The sequence below is a fragment of the Pedobacter sp. MR2016-19 genome (assembly GCF_014947265.1).
Taxonomy (GTDB): domain Bacteria; phylum Bacteroidota; class Bacteroidia; order Sphingobacteriales; family Sphingobacteriaceae; genus Pedobacter.
Window position 1 is genome coordinate 442,436 of the sequence record NZ_JADCNK010000002.1, and the last position, 23,601, is coordinate 466,036.

Here is a 23,601-nt window from a genome sequence, read left to right on the forward strand (position 1 = left end):
GAACACGCAGTAAAGCGTTTAGCGGGAGCAGGCAATAATTTGAATACAGGTTTTGCTTTTCAAAAAACAATCAATATCTCCTAATTGATAATTTTGATGTAAAGATCTTGAATATCCTCACGAAGACATTCTACATTCGAAATGTCGACTTCGGACTAAAGACTTCGGACTCCCGACTCTTAAATAAATCCCATCCGGTTAGAATCGAGCTTTAAAAAGATAAACACCAGGATCGTAAAGCTCCATAATGACGAACCACCATAGCTAATAAATGGTAGCGGAATTCCGATTACCGGAATAATACCAATGGTCATCCCGATATTGATGAATACGTGGAAAAAGAGGATGCAGGCCACACTGTAGCCGTAAACCCTCGAGAAGGTAGATCGCTGCCTTTCTGCCAGATTGATCAATCTCAATAATAAAAACATATACAAGCCTATTACAACTGAACAGCCCATAAAACCCCATTCTTCGCCAATAGTAGAAAATATAAAGTCGGTACTTTGAGCGGGTACGTAACCATATTTAGTTTGCGTACCCTGCAAAAACCCGCGACCAGTTGCCTGGCCTGAACCAATTGCAATCTGCGATTGGATTACATTATAACCCGCACCTTTGTTATCGGCTTTGAGGCCCAGCATCAATTCTATACGGCTACGCTGATGCGGTGCCAAAATTTTCTCGTAAGCAATTTTAACCACAAAAAGATAAGCAATTGCAATAATGGTTACCAGTACGGTAGAAATAATGATTTTCTGTTTCCGTCTGTTATTGTAGATGAAAAGTCCGCCAATAGTAGTGAGGATAAGAATCAAGATGTAAGTTGGTACCAGGAAATCGGCAACAAACAGTACAATCATCCCAAGGAAAATCAACAGAAAATAACCAGATAAGCCCTCCCGGTATAAAGGGAACATAAAAGCCAGGAAAACCAGTGCAGAACCCGTATCGGGTTGCAGCATGATCAATAAAAGGGGCGCCAGTACAATCAATCCGGCAATTATAATTGATTTAATATCCCTGAATTTTGGATTGAAAGTGCTCACATACCTGGCTAAAAGTAAGGCTGTACCAAACTTGGCAAACTCTGAAGGCTGTAGCCTGAAGGAACCAATAGGGATCCAGGCCTGGTTTCCGCCCACATTTCTCCCTACAAAAAGTACCACAACCAGTAGAAAAAGGGTAGCGCCGTAAATAAAGGGTGCAAATACGTTAAATAACCTTCCATCGAACAATAAAATTGATAAACCCAATATCAGCCCGGTAATTGCATAAATTAGCTGTTTGCCATAACTGCTTGCAAAATCGAAAGTGGTTGCCCCTTCGTGATGTGGAATAGAGGCATAAACATTGATAAACCCAACTGCGCATAAAGCAATATAGATTAAAACAGTAATCCAATCTACATTAAAAAAGAAACGGCTTCCCTGTTGTTGTATCATTTTTTTACAGGTTTATGATTTACAATAGGTTGATTTACTTTCGGCCTGGTAGCAACAGTTTGTTTTAATATTGCTGGTTTTATTTTTAAACTGTCTTTAACCCTTTTCAGCGAATCTGCCTTTTTTAATTTTAAACTATCTAATTTAGTCGGTTTTACTTTTTTGGTCTTATCGATTAATGCAGGCAAAAGATTGGTTTCGGAGAATGCTTTTACGGTATAACCGTTTGAACGTGGCTTAATGCTGTCAGTTAGGTATTTTTCAACCATAAAACTCGAGATTGGCGCAGCATAAGATCCACCAAAACCACCATTTTCTACAATCACCGCAATGGCAATTTTCGGATTATCCATTGGTGCAAAACCGATAAAAACCGAGTGGTTTTTGCCATGTGGGTTTTGTACGGTTCCGGTTTTACCACACATCACAATATTGGGGATCTGAGATTCTTTTGCGGTTCCCCATGAACTGTTTACCGCATCCCGCATCCCGTCAATTACAATAGGGAAGTATTTCTCATCTATACCCACATAGTTTTTAACTACATATTCTTTTTTCACTACATTTTTATCGCCGATACCTTTAATTAAGTGGGGCTTTAAATAATAGCCGCGGTTGGCAATTGCTGCCATTACGTTTGCCATTTGCAATGGGGTAGAGGTAATTTCACCCTGACCAATGGCCTGCGAAATTACGGTGGTATAACCCCAGCGTTTACCATAAATTTTATCATAATGATCAGCCTGATAAAATATCCCCTTTTTTTCGAAAGGCATATCTATACCCAGTTTCTGTCCAAAACCCCATTTCGCAATCTGCTCGTGCCAATTGGCATAAGTCTGGCGCTGGTTTTTCATGCCGTTTTTAGTGATGATGTTTTGAAAAACATGGCAGAAATAGGTGTTGCAGGAACGGGCAATACCGCGTTGCATATTAATGGTTCCGTCTACGTGCTCGCACTTTACTTTGTGATTTCCGGCCATGTAATAACCCGGACAGAAAAAGGTCGTATTTGGATCAATTGCGCCATCCTGAAGTGCTACCAAAGCATCCACAGGTTTAAACGATGATCCAGGTGAATATTGTCCTGCAATAGGTCTTACAATCTGCGGACGGTAAGGGTTTGCAATCAAACTCATGTAGTTTTTACCCCAGTCTTTACCTACCAATTGGTTAGGATCGTATCCTGGGCTACTTACAAAAGCCAGAATTTCTCCGGTTGAAGGTTCGATGGCAACAATTGCCCCTACCTTATTTTTCATCAGTTCTTCGCCAAGACGCTGAATCCTGATATCTAAAGAAGAAATTAAACGATCTCCCGATACGGCATTTATATCATATTTTCCATTGGCATAACTACCCTGGGCAATGTTTTTGGCATCGTATAATGTATTGATCACTCCCTTTTCGCCCCTTAAAAAATCTTCATAAGAACGCTCTAAACCACTTTTTCCGATAAAATCGCCCGGTTTATAATATCCTTCAGATTTTTCAATGTCATCAGGACTTACTTCTTTTACATAACCAAACAGCTGCCCTGCAATACTATCGGGGTAATGCCTGATCGTTCTATCCTGGGTTCTGAAACCCGGAAAACGGTACATGATTTCCTGTAGTCGTGCGTAACTCTGTACAGAAATCTGTCTTTCGAAAAATGTAGCCTGATAAGAAGATTGTGCACTGGCTTTTTTTAGTTTTTTACGCACATCCTCAACAGTAATTTCTAAGGCGTTGGCCAATGCAAGCGTATCAAACGGTTTGACTTCATTTGGGGTTACCATTAAATCGTAAACAGGTTCGTTCTGCACAATTACCTTCATGTTCCGGTCGAGGATAGCACCGCGGGCCGGATATTTGTAAATTTTACGCAATACGTTACTCTCGGCGGAGCTGAAGGCCTTATCGCTAATAATCTGGATATAAAATAACTTCCCCAGTAAAATCAGGGCGATTACAATAAATAATCCTTGAACGATATATTTTCGGTTAAATAACTGATCCATTTAGCGCGGTGTTCTTCTATAGAATATAAACTCTACCAATAAAATAAGAAGCAGTGTAAAGATACAACTTAAGCCGCATCTCATTAGGGTATAACCAATTTCGGTTAACCTGAATGTTTCTAAAAAGAACAGCACCAAATGGTGTGAAATAACGCAGAGAAAAGCATAAAGTGAAAACCATTGGAAACCCATATAACTTAACGACGGTTCCGGATCGTCAATGGCGTCGCGGTTTAAACTTATAGATATAAAAGAAATCCTTACAAAAGCCAGAACAACACAAGCTGTGGCATGTACGCCCATGGTATCATAAAAAGCATCGAGTGTTAGTCCTGTTATAAAGGCCAGTAAATACAATAATATATTTGGGATACCGAATGGAAGCAAGAGCAGAAACAGCACGTAGATAAATGGTGTGGAAAGGTCGTAAAACCCCATATTCTTGAGCAAAAATATCTGCACAAAAAGTAGTAAAAACCACCTGATCACATTTACAATTACGATTCTACTATTCATTCGGTTTAGCGATGCTTTCTAAGGCTTTTTGCTCATCAGCCCTTTTATCTTTAACCACATATACATATTGTAATGTGCTAAAGTCAGTAAATAAATTTAATTCTGCAGATAAGAAATTATCATTCGTGGCCACATTTGCCTTGCTAATCTTTCCAACTAAAATCCCCGCAGGGAAGGAGCCATAACCAGAAGTAATCACACTATCGCCAACATACATTTTAATGTGGTTGGGTACCTCTTTCACAAATGCCTTTTTAATATCGAAATTTCCGTCGCCCCAAACTAACGAGCCAAGCGCACTGTTCTTTTTCAAGGTCACACTAATCTTGGTGTCTTTATGTAATAATGACTGGATAGTGGCTAAATGTGCAGAAACATCACGGATAAAACCCACTACACCGCGTTGAGGCGCAATAACTGCCATACCACTTTTAATACCGTCAACTGTACCTTTATTAATGGTCATGATGTTATTGCGCAAAGTGATCGAATTTTTAATCACCTTGGCTGCCAGATAAGTGTATTGTTGATTGGTAACTGTATCCACCACTTTAACATCTTTCGCTGTATCTACAGTAGTTAAGCTTAATAGCTTACTTTTAAGCTTTGCATTTTCGGCTGCAAGACTATCGTTAACCATACCCAGATTTAAATATCGTTTAAAAATATTTAACCTTTCGTAAGCGGTTCCAACTACCTCATTGCTTGAGTTTAAGGTTACGCTCCGCTGATAGGAATTGTTCTTCACCGTTAGGTAGATGCCAACGATAAAAAAAATGATAAATAAGAAAAATGCGTTGTATCTGCTGATGAAAATCCAAAGGTTACGCATATTTTTAGGTAAAATGGAAGATGGGAAATGTATAATGGAGTCAATACATCATCCATCATACATCTTCCATTTTCCGTGTTTTATTGCATTAAGAATTTATATCCGCCAATATTTTTAAGGGCGATGCCAGTACCACGAACTACTGCACGAAGCGGATCTTCTGCAACGTGAACAGGTAATTTAGTTTTAGCTGCTACACGTTTGTCTAATCCTCTTAATAATGCACCACCACCTGTTAAATAAATACCTGTTTGGTAAATATCGGCAGAAAGTTCCGGAGGAGTAATCTCTAAGGCTTTTAAAATCGCTTCTTCAATTTTAGAGATCGACTTATCTAAACAATGTGCAATTTCGGTATAGGAAACGGTGATCTGTTTTGGTACACCCGTCATTAAATCACGACCCTGAACCGCAAAATCGGCAGGAGCATCCTGTAACTCAGGTAAAGCTGCACCAACTTCAATTTTAATTTTTTCAGCAGTACGGTCGCCAATCATAATGTTGTGTTGACGGCGAATGTAGTTTACAATGTCAGAGTCGAAATTATCTCCCGCAACGCGGATAGATTGGTCGCAAACAATACCTGACAAAGCGATAACCGCAATTTCAGTGGTACCACCACCTATATCGATAATCATGTTACCCATTGGCTCTTCTACATCAATCCCGATCCCTACAGCAGCAGCCATCGGCTCATGGATCAGGTATACTTCTTTTGCTCCGGCAATCTCTGCAGAGTCGCGTACCGCACGTTTTTCTACTTCAGTAATACCAGATGGGATGCAGATTACCATACGTAAAGAAGGAAACATCCAGCCTTTACCACCGTTAAGCATACGGATCATTCCTTTAATCATCGCCTCAGCAGCATTGAAATCGGCAATTACTCCATCCTTTAGTGGACGAACGGTTTTAATATTATCGTGGGTTTTACCCTCCATTTGCATTGCCTGACGACCTATAGCAATGACTTTGTTTGTAGTACGATCGAAAGCAACGATAGATGGTTCATCTACAACTACTTTGTCGTTATGTATAATCAGGGTATTCGCAGTGCCTAAATCGATGGCAACTTCTTGCGTAAACCAGTTAAATAATCCCATGTATAAGGTATGTTTTCTTTATTTTATCAAATCTATACTATTCCTAATGTAAAAATAGCTTTTTTATTGTTTTAAGTTTTATTTTCTTCAGTTATTAAATTGTTTTTAAGACAATTAAAATATTTGGAAAATAAAAAGCTAAAAGACTAAAGTTTTAAGTCATTAGGCTTTATCAGGATCTTCGTTTTAAGCTTTAGTCTTTCGGCTTTAAGCTCAAACTAGTGTTTAAAGTGTCTTATCCCAGTGGTTACCATGGCAATACCTTTTTCGTTTGCTTTTGCAACAGAATCGGCATCTTTAATAGATCCGCCTGGTTGCAAAACAGCAGTAATTCCGGCTTCGGCAGCAATTTCAACACAATCAGGGAAAGGGAAGAAAGCATCAGAAGCCATTGCAGCACCTTTAACGCTGAAACCGAATGAAGCTGCTTTTTCAATTGCTTGTCTTAAGGCATCAACACGTGAGGTTTGGCCAACACCACTGGCAATCAACACATCATCTTTAACCAAAACAATGGTATTTGATTTGGTGTGTTTTACAATTTTGTTAGCAAAGAACAGATCTTTTAATTCTTGTGCTGTTGGTGCTTTATCCGTAACGGTTGTCATTTGCTCCGGACCTTCGATAATTAAATCTTTATCCTGCTCAATTACACCGTTTAATAATGTTTTAAATTGTTTTTTGCTCAATTCAACCTCATTGCGTTGTAAAATAACGCGGTTTTTCTTTTTGCTGAACAGCTCAACGGCTTCTGCCTGGTAAGAAGGAGCAATCAATACCTCAAAAAATAAGTTATTAATTTCTTGTGCTGTCTCAAGGTCAACTTCCACATTGGTAATCAGTACACCACCGAAAGCTGAAACGGGATCGCAGGCTAAAGCATCAACCCAGGCTTGTTTAACGGTAGGGCGCGAAGCAATACCACAAGCATTGGTGTGTTTTAATATCGCAAAAGTTGGATCTTCGAATTCATCGATCAAAGCAACAGCCGCATCCACATCAACCAGGTTGTTATAAGAAAGCTCTTTACCGTTAAGTTTGGTGAACATGGCGTCTAAATCACCATAAAATACCCCTCCTTGATGAGGGTTTTCGCCATAACGTAAAGTTTTAGCTTCAGTTACACTTTGCTTAAAAACATCAAGTGGCTCTTCAGTATTGAAATAATTGAAAATTGCAGTATCGTAATGAGAAGAAGTATGGAATGCTTTTTTAGCAAATGCTTTACGCTGTGCTAAAGTAGTTTCGCCATTTTGTTCTGCCAATTGCGCTTCTAAAGTAGGATAGTCGTTTTTTGATGCGATAATCACCACATCGTTGAAGTTTTTGGCAGCAGCACGAATTAAGGAAATACCACCAATGTCTATTTTCTCAATAATTTCTTCTGGTGTTCCGCCTGCTTTTACAGTTTCTTCAAATGGATATAAGTCAACAATAACCAGGTCAATCTCCGGGATTTCATATTCAGCAATTTGCTCCTGGTCGCCAGCTAATGCTCTACGGTTTAAAATTCCGCCAAATACTTTTGGGTGTAAGGTTTTAACACGTCCGCCTAAAATAGATGGATAACCAGTTAAATCTTCAACCGCCGTAACAGGAAGGTTTAAATCTTTGATGAATTGTTCTGTTCCACCGGTAGAAAATAATTGTACACCTTGTGCGGCTAACAATTTTACCAATGGCTCCAAACCATCTTTATAATATACTGAGATTAAAGCGTTTTTGATTTTAATGGATTGACTCATTCGACTGAAAATTTTGAGCCGCAAAGGTAGTAAAACAGGATTGTTTTTTAATGAGATTTACCGATCAATATTAAATTTTATTCCACTATATATAATAATGTATAGTCGCCAGTCAGGTTGGCTATGCTAAAATTTATTTTAATAGCCTTATTAACCTGTGTCGAATCATTTATTTACTGATCTTTTTAACAATGGTTTCCACCACACGAGGATAATGCTGGTGCTCAAGCTGCTGTCCTTTAAATTTTACCATTTCCAGGTTATCGTTTTTGTCTATTTTGTAGCGGGCCTGGTAAATGTATTCACCTTCATCATAGCTTTCATTCACGTAATGAATGGTGATTCCGCCTTCGGTTTCGCCCGCAGACATAACCGCATGGTGCACATGGTCTCCATACATGCCCTTTCCGCCAAATTTTGGAAGGATGGCAGGGTGGATATTGACAATTCTGCCCGGGTAGGCGTGGATCAGGTTTTTAGGAATCAGCCAAAGGAAGCCGGCCAGTACAATAAAATCGATTTCAAGGTTTTTAAGCAGGTCTACTACCTCATCCGTGTGGTAGAACTCATTCCTGTCGAAAATATGAGTGGGGATTTCGAAATTATCAGCTCTCTGTAATACATAGGCATCAGCATTGTTGGTCAATACCAAAGATATTTCTATTTCATTACTCCGCTTAAAATGCTCCATCAGCTTTTGGGCATTAGAGCCGGAACCTGATGCAAAGATGGCTATTCTTTTTTTCACTCAAAATCGTTTTGCCCAAAAATAGTATTTTTAAGCCTTTTTTCTCCATTGAAAAGAATTTTTATTCATTTATGTTAAAGTATTATTAATGAATAATTTTAATGTATTTTTGCCGTTCGGAAATAGGGTTCAATTTTAATGAAAAAAAAGTTGAAAGTGTTTTGTAATTTAAAAACATTAATCCTATATTTGCAACCCGAATTATAGGAAACGAATAAGAAAAATAAAAGGCTAAATAGAAATGGCAAATCATAAATCTTCATTAAAAAGAATTAGAGCAAACGCAACAAAACGTTTACGTAACAGATATCAGGCAAAAACTACACGTACCTTTATTAAAAGATTACGTGCTGCAGAAGATAAAAAATCTGCATCTGATTTATTGCCTAAAGTAATCTCTATGTTAGATCGTTTAGCTAAAAAGAATATTATCCACAAAAACAAAGCGGCTAATAACAAATCAAAATTAACGAAATTCGTTAATGGTTTAAAATAAGCCAATTTTTTTACGATATTAAGGCATCCTAATCAAAAGTTAGGATGCTTTTTTTTTGTCTAAAAAAATGAAGAATTACGAACAGAAAGTAGGGATAAAGTTATGGGCTGAAGAAGATCGGCCACGCGAAAAACTTTTATTGCATGGCCGAAGACATTTAACAGATGCCGAACTTATTGCTATTTTAATAGGCTCGGGAAGTAAAAATGAAACCGCTGTAGATTTAAGTAAAAGAATTTTATCTTTTTACGATAACAATTTAACAAAACTTGGAAAAGCTTCTATTCTGGATCTTTCCAGGTTTAAAGGTATTGGAGAAGCCAAAGCATTAACTATTATTGCAGCTTTAGAGTTGGGTTTGCGCCGAAAGGAAACCACAGAGGAGGTGATTACACATGTAACTACTTCTAATGATGTTTATAAATATTTACATCAAACCTTTGCTAATCTCAATCATGAAGAGTTCTGGATATTACTGCTAAACAGGTCTAACCGGGTAATCGGTAAATTTTTGATCAGTAAAGGCGGGCAGGCAGGTACAGTAGCTGATCCGAAAATTATTTTTAAAACAGCTTTAGAAAACAATGCGGCAAATGTTGTTTTAGCACATAACCATCCTTCAGGAAATTTAAAGCCCAGCGAAAGCGACGATAAGTTGACCAGGGATATGGTTGCTTCAGGGAATTTGCTTAGTCTGTACGTGGTTGATCACCTGATTTTTGCCAATAACCGTTACTATAGTTATCGGGATGAAGATTTAATTTAAAAGATATCTGGTTCTTAAAGTACAATTAACGTTAAATTAGTATAATAGCGGCTTAAAATTAAATGTTACTGGTTAGCCAGCATTAATTAAATTGTGTAATTATATTTATGAATACTTTAAAAATCATCCCTGTTTTTCTTTTATTAACCATTATGGCTTTTGCTCAGGAAAAAGCTGTTCCAATTAATATCATTACCTATAACATCCGCTTAAATGTAGCATCAGATGGTGTTAACGCCTGGCCAAACCGAAAAGACAATGTAAAAGCTTTAGTGAAATTTCATGATGCTGATATTCTTTGCGTACAGGAAGCCTTGCCCGAACAATTTGATGCGCTACTCGAAAACTCTAATTTTGATGTGGTAGGAGTTGGTCGTGAGGATGGGAAAAGAAAAGGAGAATTTTCTGCTGTTTATTTTGATAAAGACCGCTTCACTAAAAAAGATGGTGGAACGTTTTGGTTGTCAGAAACACCTGATGTCCCTTCAAAAGGATGGGATGCTGCACTTAACCGTGTATGCAGCTGGGTTAAATTGTACGATAAGTTAAATAATAAAGAATTTATCGTTTTTAATACCCATTACGATCATATTGGGGTGAAAGCGAGAATTGAGTCGGCTAAATTGTTGAAACAGAAAATACAGCAGATTGCACCAACATTGCCTGTTATTTTTACCGGCGATTTAAATGTAACACCTGAAACAGAAGCCATTGCAACCATTAAATCTTTTCTGACCGATGCTAAAGAGATTTCTGTAGAGCCGCCGTATGGTCCTGCAGGTACTTTTAATGGTTTTCATTTCGATAGCGACCTGAAAGACCGGATCGACTATATTTTTGTAAACAAAGGTTTTAAAGTGCAAAAGTTTGCGGTTTTAACCGATAGTAAGGATAAAAGGTATTATTCTGATCATCTGCCAGTTTTCTGTAGACTTTTTTTTAAATAAATGCTACTGAAAACCCTTTCAATTTTTCCCATTCAATTCGAGCTTTTTGGTAACCAATACCATTATCACTATATTTTTGAAACACTCGCATTTATAATCGGTGTTAGGCTTTATTACTATTATAAAAAAGACATCGTAGATCAGATCTCTGACGAAAACAGGCTGTGGATTATGTTGGGAGCCATGTTGGGCGCGTTGATAGGCTCGCGGGTGGTAGCTGTACTGGAAACTCCAGAGGTAATCAATCACCTAACGTTTTCAATTTTATATCAAAGTAAAACCATTGTTGGCGGACTGCTTGGAGGATTGTTTGGCGTAGAATTAATAAAAAAGATAATTGGTGTAAAGGTTGCCTCCGGGGATATTTACGTGATCCCCATTTTAGTGGCGCTGATTATCGGACGCATCGGCTGCTTTTCTATGGGAATTGATGAACCAACTTATGGAGTTCCCACTCATTTTTTTATGGGTATGGATCTGGGCGACGGAATCCTTAGGCACCCGATAATGCTCTACGAGATGATTTATCTCCTGCTGTTAATTTTTCTTTTTAACAGATTAAAACTGGTGGAAATGATTAACGGCGATCGATTTAAACTATTTATGGTATTGTATTTTCTATTTCGCTTTTTAATCGAATTTATTAAGCCTTATCAATCATTATTTTTAAATTTAAGCAGTATTCATTGGTCTGCATTGTTTATTTTTATTTATTATTATAGATTCATCATCAGAATTTCTAAACTGATAGCTGCTAAAAAGTAAACAGTATGGCAAATACCAGAGATTATATATACTACGATTATACCAAGAGCCTTTGTCCGGAATGTTTACAGCTTTGCGATGCGAAAATTGTTTTTCAGGATGCTAAAGTGTTTATGTTGAAAAACTGCAGAACGCACGGTGATAGTAAAGTGATGATTGCCGATGATGTTGAATACTATAAACAGATCAGGAATTACAATAAACAATCGGAAATGCCGCTTAAGTTCAATACCAAAGTGCATTACGGCTGCCCTTACGATTGCGGTTTGTGTACAGATCATGAACAGCATTCGTGTTTAACGGTAATAGAGGTAACTGATCGTTGCAACCTGGCCTGTCCAACTTGTTATGCCATGTCGTCGCCAAGTTATGGCAGGCACCGTACGCTGGAAGAAATAGAACGAATGATGGATGTTGTAGTAGCCAACGAGGGCGAACCCGATGTAGTACAGCTCTCTGGCGGAGAGCCAACCGTACATCCCGATTTTTTTAAGATTTTAGATCTTGCCAAAACCAAACCCATTAAACACCTGATGGTGAATACCAACGGGATCAGGATTGCCAAGGATATTAATTTTGTGGAAAAACTGGCAAGTTATATGCCCGATTTTGAAATTTACCTGCAATTTGATAGCTTCAGCGCTGAAGTATTAACAAAACTAAGGGGCGAAGATCTTACCGAAGTGCGAAGAAAGGCTATCGATCATTTAAATCAGTTTAATGTATCTACTACTTTGGTGGTAACCTTGCAAAATGGGTTGAATGATCATGAAATTGGCGATATTTTAGATTATGCATTAAAACAGAAATGTGTTCGTGGCGTTACTTTCCAGCCTACTCAGGTTGCCGGAAGAAATGATGATTATAATGATCAGCAGGGAAGAATCACCTTAACTGAGGTACGCAGAAAAATTTATGAGCAATACCCAACCTTTACCCCACAAGATTTAATCCCTGTGCCATGTAATCCCGATGCCCTGTGTATGGCTTATGCTTTAAAAATCGGTGATGAGGTGATCCCGATGACGCATTTGATCAATCCAGAAGATTTGCTCAACAATTCGAAAAATACGATCGTTTTTGAACACGATGAAAAATTGAAAGAGCATATGCTCAACCTGTTTAGTACAGGTGTTTCAGTAGATTGTGCCGAAGATGCCTTTGGCGAATTGATGTGCTGCCTGCCAAGGGTAAAATCAGATAGTTTAAGTTATGATAATTTATTTCGGATCATTATCATGAATTTTATGGACCCGCTGGACTTTGATGTACGTGCAGTTAAAAAATCATGTGTACATATTGTGAGCGATAAATACAAAATAGTACCCTTCGAAACCATGAATATTTTTTACCGTGACAATAAAATAGATTTAATAAGGGAAAAATTAAATATGATTTAATATGGGTGGTTTATTCGGCTTATTTGTAATTTATTGTCTTACCGCAATCGTACTTTTTGTAGTTGGCCTTATTCAGATTATTATTAAATCATCCAGGAACGAGCCCGTAAAACCTGGGCTAAAATTGCTTATTATTTCAGTAATTATGGTGGTAATCGGTTTTGGTGCTTGTGCAGTATTACTCGCCAACAGTTAATTTCAAAATAAATCATGGAACTTTTTATTGTATACTGGGTAATTGTCGGATTGTTATTTACAATTGGTATCATTCAAATCATTGTAAAAGCAGCTAAAAATCAACCTGTTAAGCCAGGACTTAAATTGGTTATTGCGTCAGTGATTATGCTGGTAATCGGAGCAGGGGCATGCGCGGTAATTCTATCTAATTTAAATATTGGCCATTAGTCATTTTTATTGTGTCAAGATTGCGGGTTTGGCTTTCTCCTTTAACCTTTAAATAATATCTTTGCGTTTTATAGAAATAGAGTATCAGTTCAGATTTGTCTTGATACCTGATACTCAAACTTGATACTCCAAAATGAAAATATCATATAACTGGTTAAAACAATTCGTACAGATTGATAAAACACCTCAGGAACTTTCGTTAATCCTTACCAATGTTGGTTTAGAAGTAGAAAGTGTAGAAAAAGTGCAGCCCGTTGTGGGCGGCTTGGAGGGGTTGGTTATCGGCGAAGTATTAACCTGTGTTCAGCATCCCAATGCCGATCGTTTGCGCATTACTACTGTTAATGTTGGTGGTAAAGAAAAGCTTCAGATTGTTTGTGGTGCTCCAAATGTAGGCGCTGGTCAAAAAGTAGTAGTCGCTACAGTGGGTACAACGGTATATCCTTTAGAGGGAGAGCCTTTTAAGATAAAAGAATCAAAAATCAGGGGAGAACTTTCTCAGGGAATGATCTGTGCCGAAGATGAAATTGGCTTAGGTAAATCGCACGATGGAATTATGATCCTTGCAGAAGATACCGAAGTGGGTATCCGTGCAAAAGATCATTTCAAAATGGATGATGATTTTGTTTTCGAAATCGGATTAACGCCAAACCGTGCCGATGCGGCTTCGCATTTAGGCGTGGCGAGAGATTTGGCTGCTTATTTCAGAAGTGAATATGAAATGCCTGATCTTTCTGCTTTTAAAACGGATAATGAAAATCTTGTGATTCCGGTAGAGGTAGAGGATTTGGCAGCTTGCCCACGTTATAGCAGTATAACTATTTCGGGTGTTACCGTACAAGAATCACCAGATTGGTTAAAAGATAAATTAAAGGTAATTGGTTTACGCCCCATCAATAATGTGGTTGATATCACCAATTATATCCTGCATGGCCTAGGTCAGCCTTTACATGCTTTCGATGCCGATAAAATTACCGGTGGAAAAGTAATTGTGAAAAAAGTTGCCGAAGGTACTCCTTTTGTAACCCTTGATGATGTTGAACGTAAATTGAGTGCCGATGATTTAATGATCTGCAATGCTGAAGCACCAATGTGTATTGCAGGCGTTTTCGGCGGAAAGTCTTCAGGAGTTGATACCAACACCAAAAATATTTTCTTAGAAAGTGCTTACTTTAATTCGGTTTCTGTTCGTAAAACATCGAAAAGACATGGCTTAAAAACCGATGCCTCTTTCCGTTACGAGCGTGGTACCGATCCGGAGATTACGGTAACGGCTTTAAAATACGCAGCTTTATTGATTAAAGAACTGGCTGGAGGCGAAATTTCTTCATCAGTTTCTGATATTTATCCAAGCCACATCAAACCGTTCGAATTTGAAGTAAGCTATACCAATATCAATAAATTAATCGGTGCAAATATCCCTTCAGCCGAAATCAAACACATTATTACAGCTTTAGGTATTTCGGCAACCAATACTTCTGATGATACCCTGGCTTTAAGAGTGCCATCGTTTAAAGTTGATGTGACGCGTGAGTGCGATATTACTGAAGAAGTACTGCGTATTTATGGTTATGACAATATCGAAATTCCGGCAAAAGTAAATGCATCGCTTTCTTACAGCATTAAGCCTGAGAAAGAAAATACGCATAATGTAATTGCTGATATGCTTGCCGCTAATGGTTATGCAGAAATTATGTGTAACTCGTTAACTAAATCGGCTTATTCGAAAAATTTAGACGAAGCAGTATTCATTTTAAATCCTTTAAGCAGCGACTTAAATGTAATGCGCCAGCATTTATTGATGCCGGCTTTAGAAAGTGTAGCTTACAACCAGAACCGTAAAAATGCAGATGTGAAGTTTTACGAATTCGGTAAAACCTACCATTTAATCAATGAGCAATACGTAGAGCGATCAAGGTTATTATTGTTGATTTCGGGGGCTAAACAAAGCGAACAATGGAACCACAATGCTAAACCGGCAACTTTCTATAATTTAAAATCGGCAGTTGATGCCATTATATCGCGTTTAGGCATTGCAAGCTATCAGTCTGATGTTTTAAATGATGAAAATTTTGCTTACGGAATTAAATATTTCCGTGGAGATAAAACCCTGGTAAGTTTCGGTGCGGCTTCAAAAGCGGACCGCAAAGTGGCCGATGTAAATGCTGAGGTATTTTATGCTGATTTCGATTGGGCAACCTTATTAGATATTGTAAGGAAAAATAAAATCGTACACAAAGATGTTTCTAAATACCCGCAGGTTCGTCGCGATCTTTCATTGTTGATTGATCAAAATGTAACCTTCGATACCTTAAAGGGTATTGCGTTTAAAACTGATAAAAAGCTGATCAAAGAGGTTGGTGTATTCGATGTATACGTTGGTGATAAATTGCCGGAGGGAAAAAAATCGTATGCCTTGAATTTTATTTTGCAGGATGAGGAACAAACCCTAACCGATAAGCAGATTGAAAACACGATGCAGAAATTAATCTCGAATTTAACGGCACAAGCTGGTGCAGAAATTAGGAAATAAAATATAAATTCGTATTTTTAGAAATAAATTCATGACTTCTGTTGCAGATCAGTTAGATAAAGTATTACAAAAAACAGCTCGGGTAATTGAGTTATGTAATGCGCTACAGGAAGAAAATGATTTATTAAAGCTTGAAAATCAATCGTTAAAAGTAGCACTCGATACAGCGAAAGGCAAAAATTTGGAACTTGACGAAAAATTAAGGGTTACAAAATTGGCTAAAAGTATAGAGGGAACAAGTGAAAAATCGCTTGACATTAAACAAAAAATTAACGATTTTGTGCGTGAGATTGATAAGAGTATTGCATTATTAAAAAAATAATGATGCAAAGAAATCAGAAACTAAGCTAAACAAATGGGAGAAATCTCGATTAAAATAACCATTTCCGACCGTATTTATCCACTAAAGGTGAATATGGAAGAGGAAGAAATTGTGAGACGGGCAGCAAAAATGATCAATGAGCGCATAAAAGATTATCAGGATAATTATGCGGTTAGAGATAAGCAGGATCTTCTTTCTATGGCCGTGTTGCACTATGCAACAGCTGTATTAAGAACAGAAAACAAAGTACAAAACCAGGATACTGCTGTTGCCGATAAAGTTGAAGAATTGGATGTTTTACTCAATAATTTCTTTTCAAAATAAAGGTTCGTTCTTTCGGCATTCGTCACTCTGAACTTGTTTCAGGGGCTGTTTAATAAGATCCTGAAACAAATCTGATAGTTATCGGATCAGGATGATGGGGCCAATATTTAGCATAAAGACATAGCCGCGGCTAGTTTTTGAGTTTCAAATTTTATAAAACTTAACACTTCAATATCTATAGGGTTAAGAGGGCGTATTTCATCTGCTATGGCACCTGAAAATGGCTTAAACCCTAATTATGCTTAGTTGAGGTTTAAAATGTATGAGACTTTAAAAATTAGTTGCGGTTTTTTTTTACTTAAAAAACAAAATGGAAATAGTTGAAATATTAGGATACGTATTTGCCGTAATAGCGGGTATAGCTATCGGAGTAGTGGTAGGAAGATTCCTCCTGCGTAACTTGCTTAAACAGCAGGAAGTTGCCGCACAGAACAAAGTGAAAAAGATTTTAAAAGATGCAGAAAACAATGCAGAGATCTTAAAAAAGAATAAACTTTTAGAAGCAAAAGAAAAGTTTTTGCAAATGAAAGCAGAGCATGAGCAAGAAGTGAATGCCAAAAACAATAACATTAACCAACGCGAAAACACCATGAAGCAGAAAGAGCAATCGGTGAACCAGCGCATGGAAAACTTCAATAAAAAAGAACAGGAACTCGATAAGCACAAAAGCAACCTCGAAAAACAAACTGAACTTGCTATTAAAAAGCAAGAAGAGGTAGAAGTGCTTAAAAATCAACACCTAACACAATTGGAAACTATTGCAGGTTTATCGGCCGAAGAGGCTAAAAACCAGTTAGTAGAAAACCTAAAAGAAGTTGCCCGTACACAGGCTATGATCCAGATTAAGGATATTGTTGACGAAGCCAAATTAACAGCGAGCAAAGAAGCTAAAAAAGTGGTGATTCAAACCATTCAGCGTACTGCCACCGAAGCTGCAATTGAAAATTCTGTTTCTATTTTTCATATCGAAAGTGACGAGATTAAAGGTCGCGTTATTGGTAGAGAGGGTAGGAATATCCGTGCTTTAGAAGCTGCAACCGGTATCGAAATTATTGTGGATGATACACCGGAGGCCATTATTTTATCCGGTTTCGATCCCGTAAGAAGAGAGATAGCACGCCTGGCTTTACACCGTTTGGTAACAGATGGTCGTATCCACCCGGCGCGTATTGAGGAAATTGTAGCGAAAACCAAAAAACAGATCGAAGATGAGATTGTAGAGATTGGTGAGCGTACGGTAATCGATTTAGGTATCCATGGTTTACATCCGGAGCTGATCCGTATGGTTGGTCGTATGCGTTACCGTTCATCTTATGGACAAAACTTATTGCATCACTCGCGTGAGGTGGCTAATTTCTGTGCTACCATGGCTGCAGAACTTGGCTTAAATGCTAAAATGGCTAAACGTGCAGGTTTATTACACGATATAGGTAAAGTGCCTGATGATAATCCTGAATTACCACACGCAATTTTAGGGATGCAACTGGCCGAAAAATATAAAGAACACCCTGAAATCTGCAATGCCATTGGTGCCCACCACGATGAAATTGAGATGACTTCAATGATTTCTCCAATCATTCAGGCTTGTGATGCCATTTCTGGTGCCCGTCCAGGTGCACGCCGTGAGGTTGTAGAAAGTTACATCAAGCGTTTAAAAGACCTTGAAGAACTGGCTTTATCTTACCCAGGTGTAGAAAAAACTTTTGCTATCCAGGCTGGTAGAGAGTTACGTGTAATTGTAGAAAGTGAACGCATTACGGATGCACAGGCAGAACTTTTAGCCGCCGATATTTCAACACGTATCCAAACAGAAATGACTTATCCTGGGCAGATTAAGGTTACTGTAATCAGGGAAACCCGTTCTGTAGCATTTGCGAAATAAAGAAAGCAATTCGCCGAATCGTCATCCTGAACTTGTTTCAGGATCTTAGTAGTAGGGGATGCTGAAATGAATTTACCTTTAACCTCGGTTCGTTTCCTCACGAAACGATAAGAGCAAAAAGGTTTGTCATGACACAAACCTTGGCGAATGAATTAAACAATATATTAAGCGATGGAATATCCATCGCTTTTTTTATTTTTACATAATGAGCAAGCAAACCATTCAAATCGAACCAAAGAGACCTGTAGATGTGCTTTTTGACAAGTATGCCGAAAGCCATCAAAATCCAACCAACAAACTGGTACACTGGATCTGTGTTCCATTAATCGTATTCAGTTTATTGGGTTTAATCTGGCAGATTCCTTTTCCGCATATTGGCTTTTTGGGTAGCTATAACGGTTTCTTTAACTGGGCTTCGTTCCTTTTGGCCTTTAGCTTGTATTATTATTTCACTTTATCACCTGTATTGTTTTTCATGATGATCTGGGTGGTTGGCCTAATGAGTTATATCATCGTAAAAATTGAGCAGGCAGTAGGTTTAGGTAGTGGCACTGCTTATGCTATTTATGCGGCAATATTTGTTGCGGCCTGGGTTGGTCAGTTTATTGGTCATAAAATTGAAGGTAAAAAACCATCATTCCTGGATGATGTTAAGTTCCTGTTAATAGGTCCGATCTGGTTATTGCACTTCATTTGCAAGAAAACCGGGATTAAATATTAGGATTGAAATGTTGTTAACTTAGAATTAACCTTAAGGTAAACAAACCTTAATTAACATCTAACCTGCAGTTAACACTGTGGTAATAATTTTGCCCTTATCAAATAAAGGCAAATTGGAATTACTAAACTCTTTTAAAAGAGCGGCACTTACTGTGTTCGCTTTGACGATGAGCATACTTTCGTATGCGCAAACTGGAAAAATTTCTGGAACAGTTACGGATAAAAAAACCGGTGAAACCTTAATTGGAGTAACGGTTAAAATTAAAGGTACAACTAAAGGTACTTCTACAGGTGCTGATGGCAAATATACTATCGCTGCATTACAAGATGGTAAATTTATAGTAGAAGCATCATATGTAGGTTATGCTACAAAGGAAGTATCAGCTGTTGAAGTAAATGGTGGAGGTACAACTACCTTAAACCTGGCTCTTGATGAATCGAATTCTCAAAAACTAGCTGATGTACAAGTAAAAGGTCAAGCCAGTAGAGAAACTGAAACGGCACTTCTATCGCTTCAAAAAAATGCTATTGAAATTAAACAGGGCATCGGAATCCAGGAACTCTCGAGAAAAGGCGTAAGCGATGTTGAAGAAGGATTGACAAAAATTACCGGCATTACTAAGGTAGATGGAAGAGGTTTATTTGTAAGGGGTTTAGAAGATAGGTACAATAATCTTTTAATAAATGGTTTAGCTGTACCTTCTAACAATCCCTTCAAAAAAATTGTTCCTTTAGATCTTTTTCCAACGGATATTGTAAGTGTTTTAGAAACCTACAAAACTTTTAACGCAGGCTTATATGGCGATTTTGCTGGCGGAACTTTTAATATTGTAACCGCTAAAGGTGAAAAAGCAGTAACCAAAATTAATATAGGTACAAGTTTTCTTTCCAACAGTAGCTTTAAGAAATTCTTAAGACCTGAGGGTGAGACTTCAATCGGTGATTACTTCGGTTTTACAGGAAGTGACCGTAAACTACCTAAGGTTTTTGGAAAAGCACCTTCAGCATATACGATGTCGGCAAGCGAAGCCAATTCACAGTTCGGATCGGGATTTGACGTTGAGGAGGGAAATGCACCGTTAAATACAAACATAGGCATATTACACACGCAGAAAATCAGGTTTGAAAATAACCGATATTTCCAGTATTTGGTCTCTGTAAATACAGATAATAACTTTCAGGTTAGGGAGGGAGTAGATCGTTTTTTCAATACGGCACAAGGTATTTATGATAATAATTTATACACCACCAAGTATAGATTTTCTACCAATTCATCTTTATTGGGTGCTATTAATTATGGTTCAAATAGGTTAAACCTGAATTTAAATGCATTTTATTTAAAGGGAACTGAAGCCATGATACAGGATCAATTGGGTTATACAAATAGCCAGGCTACTGCCACTAACTCGTTTATCCGCTTAAATCAATTGCAAAAAACCGATTTCTTTACTGGTCAGTTATTTGCAAACTATAAAATAACTGCAGATGATACACATAGCGTAAGGGCTGGGGTTTCTTATTCAAAAACAGATTACCAATTACCTGACAGGAAGTCGTTTAAAGGAGCAATGCTCGATGAGAATACCACTTCAATCAGTTACACGGGTAATAGTATTACTAGACAGTACATGGATTTTAACGGTGATTTCTTTGGCTCTGGCTTATTAGAATATAATTGGAAATTTGGAGAAGACGACAATGGAGTAAAGGCACATAAATTATCAGTTGGTTATAATGGATCTTTTAATAAAATCGAATCTAATTTTAGATTCCTGGTTTCACAAAATCTATTATCTAATAACGCCACTTTAAACACAAATAAACCTGATGCTACACTTTCAGAGCAAATTGCTAATGGTGGTTTTACTTATAACGAAGGTTCGGGTGCAACCTATATTGCTAAAATGCAGGAAAGTGTAAATGCCGGTTACGCTGATTTATCTCTTAAAATTAATGAAAAACTAAATTTAAATGGTGGTTTAAGGATTGAACAGTCACAAAGGATTACGAGGTTCAGGAATCCGGGAGATTTTGATGCCCCTTTTCAAAAGGTAACAAAAAATAATACGGATCTTTTGCCAGCTGTAAACTTTAAATATTCGGTCTCCGAGAAAACAAACCTAAGACTGTCGCTTTCAAAAACGTTAACCAAGCCGGTTATTATGGAAGCTTTCCCTTTAGAGTTTGTGAATCCCGATGCTACAATTGAAAACGGTAACCCAAATGTTGTGAACAGTCAAAACTACAATGCTGATCTAAAATACGAATTTTTCCCTTCAAGTACCGAAATGTTTGCCATAACAGGTTTTGCTAAATATTTAAAAAACCCAATCGAGCGTCTATTTTTACAATCAGCAGGTAGCGGTGGATTGGCTATTACCTATGATAACTCTAAAAAAGCAATATTATATGGTGCTGAATTGGAATTTTTATTACAACTTTCAAGGCTCAGCGAATCGCTGTCTAATTTCTCTGTAGGTTTCAATACCTCGTTGATGTACACCCAAACAACCATAGATAAGGCGAAAAATAGTGCAGAAACTGCTGCGATCGGCAACGATAATACCCGCAGGCTTCAAGGGGCTTCGCCATGGTTAATCAATGCTGATATTAAACACGAAACTGATTTTAGCAAAAAATGGAAAAGTACCATGACATTGGCTTACAATATTTATGGTGAACGTATTTACGCTGTAGGTACAAATGGATTAGATAACTATTACGAAAAACCATTTGGTAAACTCGATTTTATTTGGAACAACAAAATCTCAAATAAATGGGATGTGAAGTTTGGTGTAGAGAATATTTTAAACCCAGCTTACAAGATAGATTTAGGGGAGAAAAGTACAGTAAAGATATATGAGAATGACTTAACGGTTAAAGATTATAAAAGAGGTGTTGGCGTATCATTAGGTCTGGGGTATACATTTTAATCTAAGATTACATTTATTAATCTTCGGTTTACGCAATGTTAAAACTGAGTTAATGTATTGAAAACATAGGAAAACTAAATTTACAAAGGAAAATTAAAAAAGAGTTAAAAATGAAAAAATTACTTTATGCAATTGCTGTGTCAGCTACAATCTTTACGGGCTGTTCAAAAGATGATGATGAGGAAGTACCTACAAAAGTTCCGGTGGTAGGTGAAATCACAGGTGATATTACAGCTAACAGAACGCTAGCTTTTGGTAATTATACGTTAAAAGGTATTGTTAAAATTCAATCAGGTGTTACCTTAACTATTGAAGCAGGTTCTACTTTTACTGCAGATAAAGCTGATGGTGATGATGGTTTAGTTGTATTAAATGGTGGTAAGCTAATTGCCAATGGAACTGCTGATAACCCGATAGTATTAACAGAGAAATCAAAAATTGGGGGCTCTTGGAACGGTATCATTATGTATGGTGATGCGCCAATCGTAAATTCTGCAACAAAACCAGCACCGCAAACAGCTACTTCAGAAGATGGTCTAACTTTATCTTATGGTGGAACTAATGCAACTCACAATGGTGGTTCATTAAAATATGTAAGAGTAGAATATGCAGGTCGTGTAATTACTACGAACTCAAAAGAGCAAAACGGTTTCTCTTTCTATTCAGTAGGTAGTGGAACGGTTTTAGAGAATCTGGTTTCTTATAAAGGAAATGATGATGGTTTCGAATTTTACGGTGGTACTGTAAGCGCTAAAAACTTAATCTCTTATGGCAATGCCGATGATTCTTTCGATTGGCAAGACGGCTGGAGAGGCCAAGACAACACCAACTGGTTTGCTTATCAAACTGGTGTGGGTAATTACGGTATGGAAGTAGAGTCCAAAGGAGTAAACAACGGGTTCTGGCCAAAAATTACAAACATAACTTTAAAAAGAGCTGCTGGTACAACAACCGAAGCACAGAGCGAAATCCAACTAGATGCTTTTCAGTTTAAAGCAGAAGGTAATGGCGATTACAGCAATATCATAATTGATGGATACAATAGTCAAACAACTCCTACAGCATTTGCAGGTGGTGCTGTTCAGATTAAAGATTTACTAACCTACGACGACCAGGTATTGACAGGTAAAATCAAATTAACAAATGTTAAAGTAACTAATACTCCAACTTTGTTCGTTACTGGTGCAGCAGGATTTACTGTATCTGCTGCTAGTTTTGGTACAAACTGGACAACCTCTACAACTGCTACAGGTGCTGCTTTAACAAAAGGTAAATGGGCAACTGTTGATGGTGTGGATTTGTTAGCCAACCTATAATCATTACGCTTCCTGTACCAACAGGAGATTTTAAAAGGGTGTTCATCATGATGATGAACACCCTTTTTGTATTAATTATTTTTATGATAATCAGTCGTTTAGGGCTCGATATTGATTGTAATGACAGGTTGTTAATGGAGATAATTTGCAATTAATAATATAACTTAATACTTACTTATATGTTAAGCATCTTTAGCTATGAAATTACTAATTACTTATGTTCTCAAACTGCAATAATTGCAGTTTTATCAATCTCCTCCTTAGTGGGATGCAAAAAAGATGAAATAAAAATTTAATCTGTTACTAAAAATAACAGAAGTATCAGAAATTGAGTTTCAAAACTTCTACAGTTTGTTTCTATAACTACAACGACATCAAAGATCAAATTTGACCAACTATC

At 37.5% G+C, this 23,601-nt stretch carries 21 protein-coding genes; 14 read left to right on the top strand and 7 right to left on the bottom strand.

Features of this window, described 5'->3' with window-relative positions:
- Positions 1-179 precede the first annotated feature (179 nt).
- The 7 genes from rodA to IM793_RS04245 form a co-directional block, all read right to left on the bottom strand.
- Positions 180-1,445: a rod shape-determining protein RodA gene (gene rodA, locus IM793_RS04215; protein ID WP_193419874.1), complete on the bottom strand. Its 1,266-nt coding sequence runs from the start codon at positions 1,443-1,445 to the stop codon at positions 180-182.
- Positions 1,442-3,448, bottom strand: coding sequence for a penicillin-binding protein 2 (mrdA, locus tag IM793_RS04220; protein ID WP_193419875.1), 2,007 nt, complete (start codon positions 3,446-3,448; stop codon positions 1,442-1,444). Before mrdA ends, rodA begins: the two co-directional genes overlap by 4 nt.
- A complete protein-coding gene (locus IM793_RS04225; RefSeq protein ID WP_193419876.1) occupies positions 3,449-3,964 on the bottom strand; it encodes a rod shape-determining protein MreD in 516 nt (171 codons plus the stop codon).
- Positions 3,957-4,796, bottom strand: a complete 840-nt coding sequence (gene mreC, locus IM793_RS04230) for a rod shape-determining protein MreC (protein WP_193419877.1) — start codon at positions 4,794-4,796, stop codon at positions 3,957-3,959. The genes IM793_RS04225 and mreC overlap by 8 nt, the downstream gene beginning before the upstream one ends.
- Positions 4,797-4,876: 80 nt before the next feature.
- Positions 4,877-5,899, bottom strand: a complete 1,023-nt coding sequence (locus IM793_RS04235) for a rod shape-determining protein (protein WP_010601761.1) — start codon at positions 5,897-5,899, stop codon at positions 4,877-4,879.
- Positions 5,900-6,117: 218 nt separating this feature from the next.
- A complete protein-coding gene (gene purH / locus IM793_RS04240; RefSeq protein ID WP_193419878.1) occupies positions 6,118-7,644 on the bottom strand; it encodes a bifunctional phosphoribosylaminoimidazolecarboxamide formyltransferase/IMP cyclohydrolase in 1,527 nt (508 codons plus the stop codon).
- 169 nt (positions 7,645-7,813) lie between these two features.
- Positions 7,814-8,392 carry a phosphoribosylglycinamide formyltransferase gene (locus tag IM793_RS04245; protein WP_193419879.1) on the bottom strand — a complete coding sequence of 193 codons (579 nt, stop codon included), beginning with the start codon at positions 8,390-8,392 and terminating at the stop codon, positions 7,814-7,816.
- 241 nt (positions 8,393-8,633) lie between these two features.
- On the opposite strand from IM793_RS04245, the gene rpsT reads away from it, so the two are divergent.
- The 14 genes from rpsT (at position 8,634) to IM793_RS04315 (ending at position 23,201) form a co-directional block, all read left to right on the top strand.
- Complete coding sequence (rpsT, locus tag IM793_RS04250) at positions 8,634-8,888, top strand: 30S ribosomal protein S20 (protein ID WP_029277289.1); 255 nt, start codon at positions 8,634-8,636, stop codon at positions 8,886-8,888.
- Between the two features lie 67 nt (positions 8,889-8,955).
- A complete protein-coding gene (radC, locus tag IM793_RS04255) occupies positions 8,956-9,654 on the top strand; it encodes a DNA repair protein RadC (protein WP_193419880.1) in 699 nt (232 codons plus the stop codon).
- A 107-nt stretch (positions 9,655-9,761) separates the two neighbouring features.
- The gene (locus tag IM793_RS04260; RefSeq protein ID WP_193419881.1) at positions 9,762-10,601 is read left to right on the top strand and encodes an endonuclease/exonuclease/phosphatase family protein; all 840 of its coding nucleotides are present in this window, start codon (positions 9,762-9,764) and stop codon (positions 10,599-10,601) included.
- Complete coding sequence (locus IM793_RS04265) at positions 10,602-11,366, top strand: prolipoprotein diacylglyceryl transferase (RefSeq protein WP_193419882.1); 765 nt, start codon at positions 10,602-10,604, stop codon at positions 11,364-11,366.
- A 5-nt stretch (positions 11,367-11,371) separates the two neighbouring features.
- The gene (locus IM793_RS04270) at positions 11,372-12,766 is read left to right on the top strand and encodes a radical SAM protein (RefSeq protein WP_193419883.1); all 1,395 of its coding nucleotides are present in this window, start codon (positions 11,372-11,374) and stop codon (positions 12,764-12,766) included.
- Between the two features lies 1 nt (position 12,767).
- Positions 12,768-12,962, top strand: a complete 195-nt coding sequence (locus IM793_RS04275) for a hypothetical protein (RefSeq protein WP_193419884.1) — start codon at positions 12,768-12,770, stop codon at positions 12,960-12,962.
- Positions 12,963-12,976: 14 nt separating this feature from the next.
- The gene (locus tag IM793_RS04280; protein WP_121282490.1) at positions 12,977-13,171 is read left to right on the top strand and encodes a hypothetical protein; all 195 of its coding nucleotides are present in this window, start codon (positions 12,977-12,979) and stop codon (positions 13,169-13,171) included.
- A gap of 133 nt (positions 13,172-13,304) precedes the next feature.
- Complete coding sequence (gene pheT, locus IM793_RS04285) at positions 13,305-15,704, top strand: phenylalanine--tRNA ligase subunit beta (RefSeq protein ID WP_193419885.1); 2,400 nt, start codon at positions 13,305-13,307, stop codon at positions 15,702-15,704.
- A gap of 31 nt (positions 15,705-15,735) precedes the next feature.
- A complete protein-coding gene (locus tag IM793_RS04290) occupies positions 15,736-16,026 on the top strand; it encodes a hypothetical protein (RefSeq protein ID WP_193419886.1) in 291 nt (96 codons plus the stop codon).
- 33 nt (positions 16,027-16,059) lie between these two features.
- Positions 16,060-16,350, top strand: a complete 291-nt coding sequence (locus tag IM793_RS04295) for a cell division protein ZapA (protein WP_025143281.1) — start codon at positions 16,060-16,062, stop codon at positions 16,348-16,350.
- A gap of 310 nt (positions 16,351-16,660) precedes the next feature.
- The gene (rny, locus tag IM793_RS04300) at positions 16,661-18,232 is read left to right on the top strand and encodes a ribonuclease Y (RefSeq protein ID WP_121282496.1); all 1,572 of its coding nucleotides are present in this window, start codon (positions 16,661-16,663) and stop codon (positions 18,230-18,232) included.
- A 205-nt stretch (positions 18,233-18,437) separates the two neighbouring features.
- Positions 18,438-18,953, top strand: coding sequence for a DUF962 domain-containing protein (locus IM793_RS04305; RefSeq protein WP_193419887.1), 516 nt, complete (start codon positions 18,438-18,440; stop codon positions 18,951-18,953).
- A 166-nt stretch (positions 18,954-19,119) separates the two neighbouring features.
- Positions 19,120-21,885, top strand: a complete 2,766-nt coding sequence (locus IM793_RS04310; RefSeq protein WP_193419888.1) for a TonB-dependent receptor — start codon at positions 19,120-19,122, stop codon at positions 21,883-21,885.
- 110 nt (positions 21,886-21,995) lie between these two features.
- A complete protein-coding gene (locus tag IM793_RS04315) occupies positions 21,996-23,201 on the top strand; it encodes a hypothetical protein (protein WP_193419889.1) in 1,206 nt (401 codons plus the stop codon).
- The last annotated feature ends 400 nt before the right edge of the window (positions 23,202-23,601 follow it).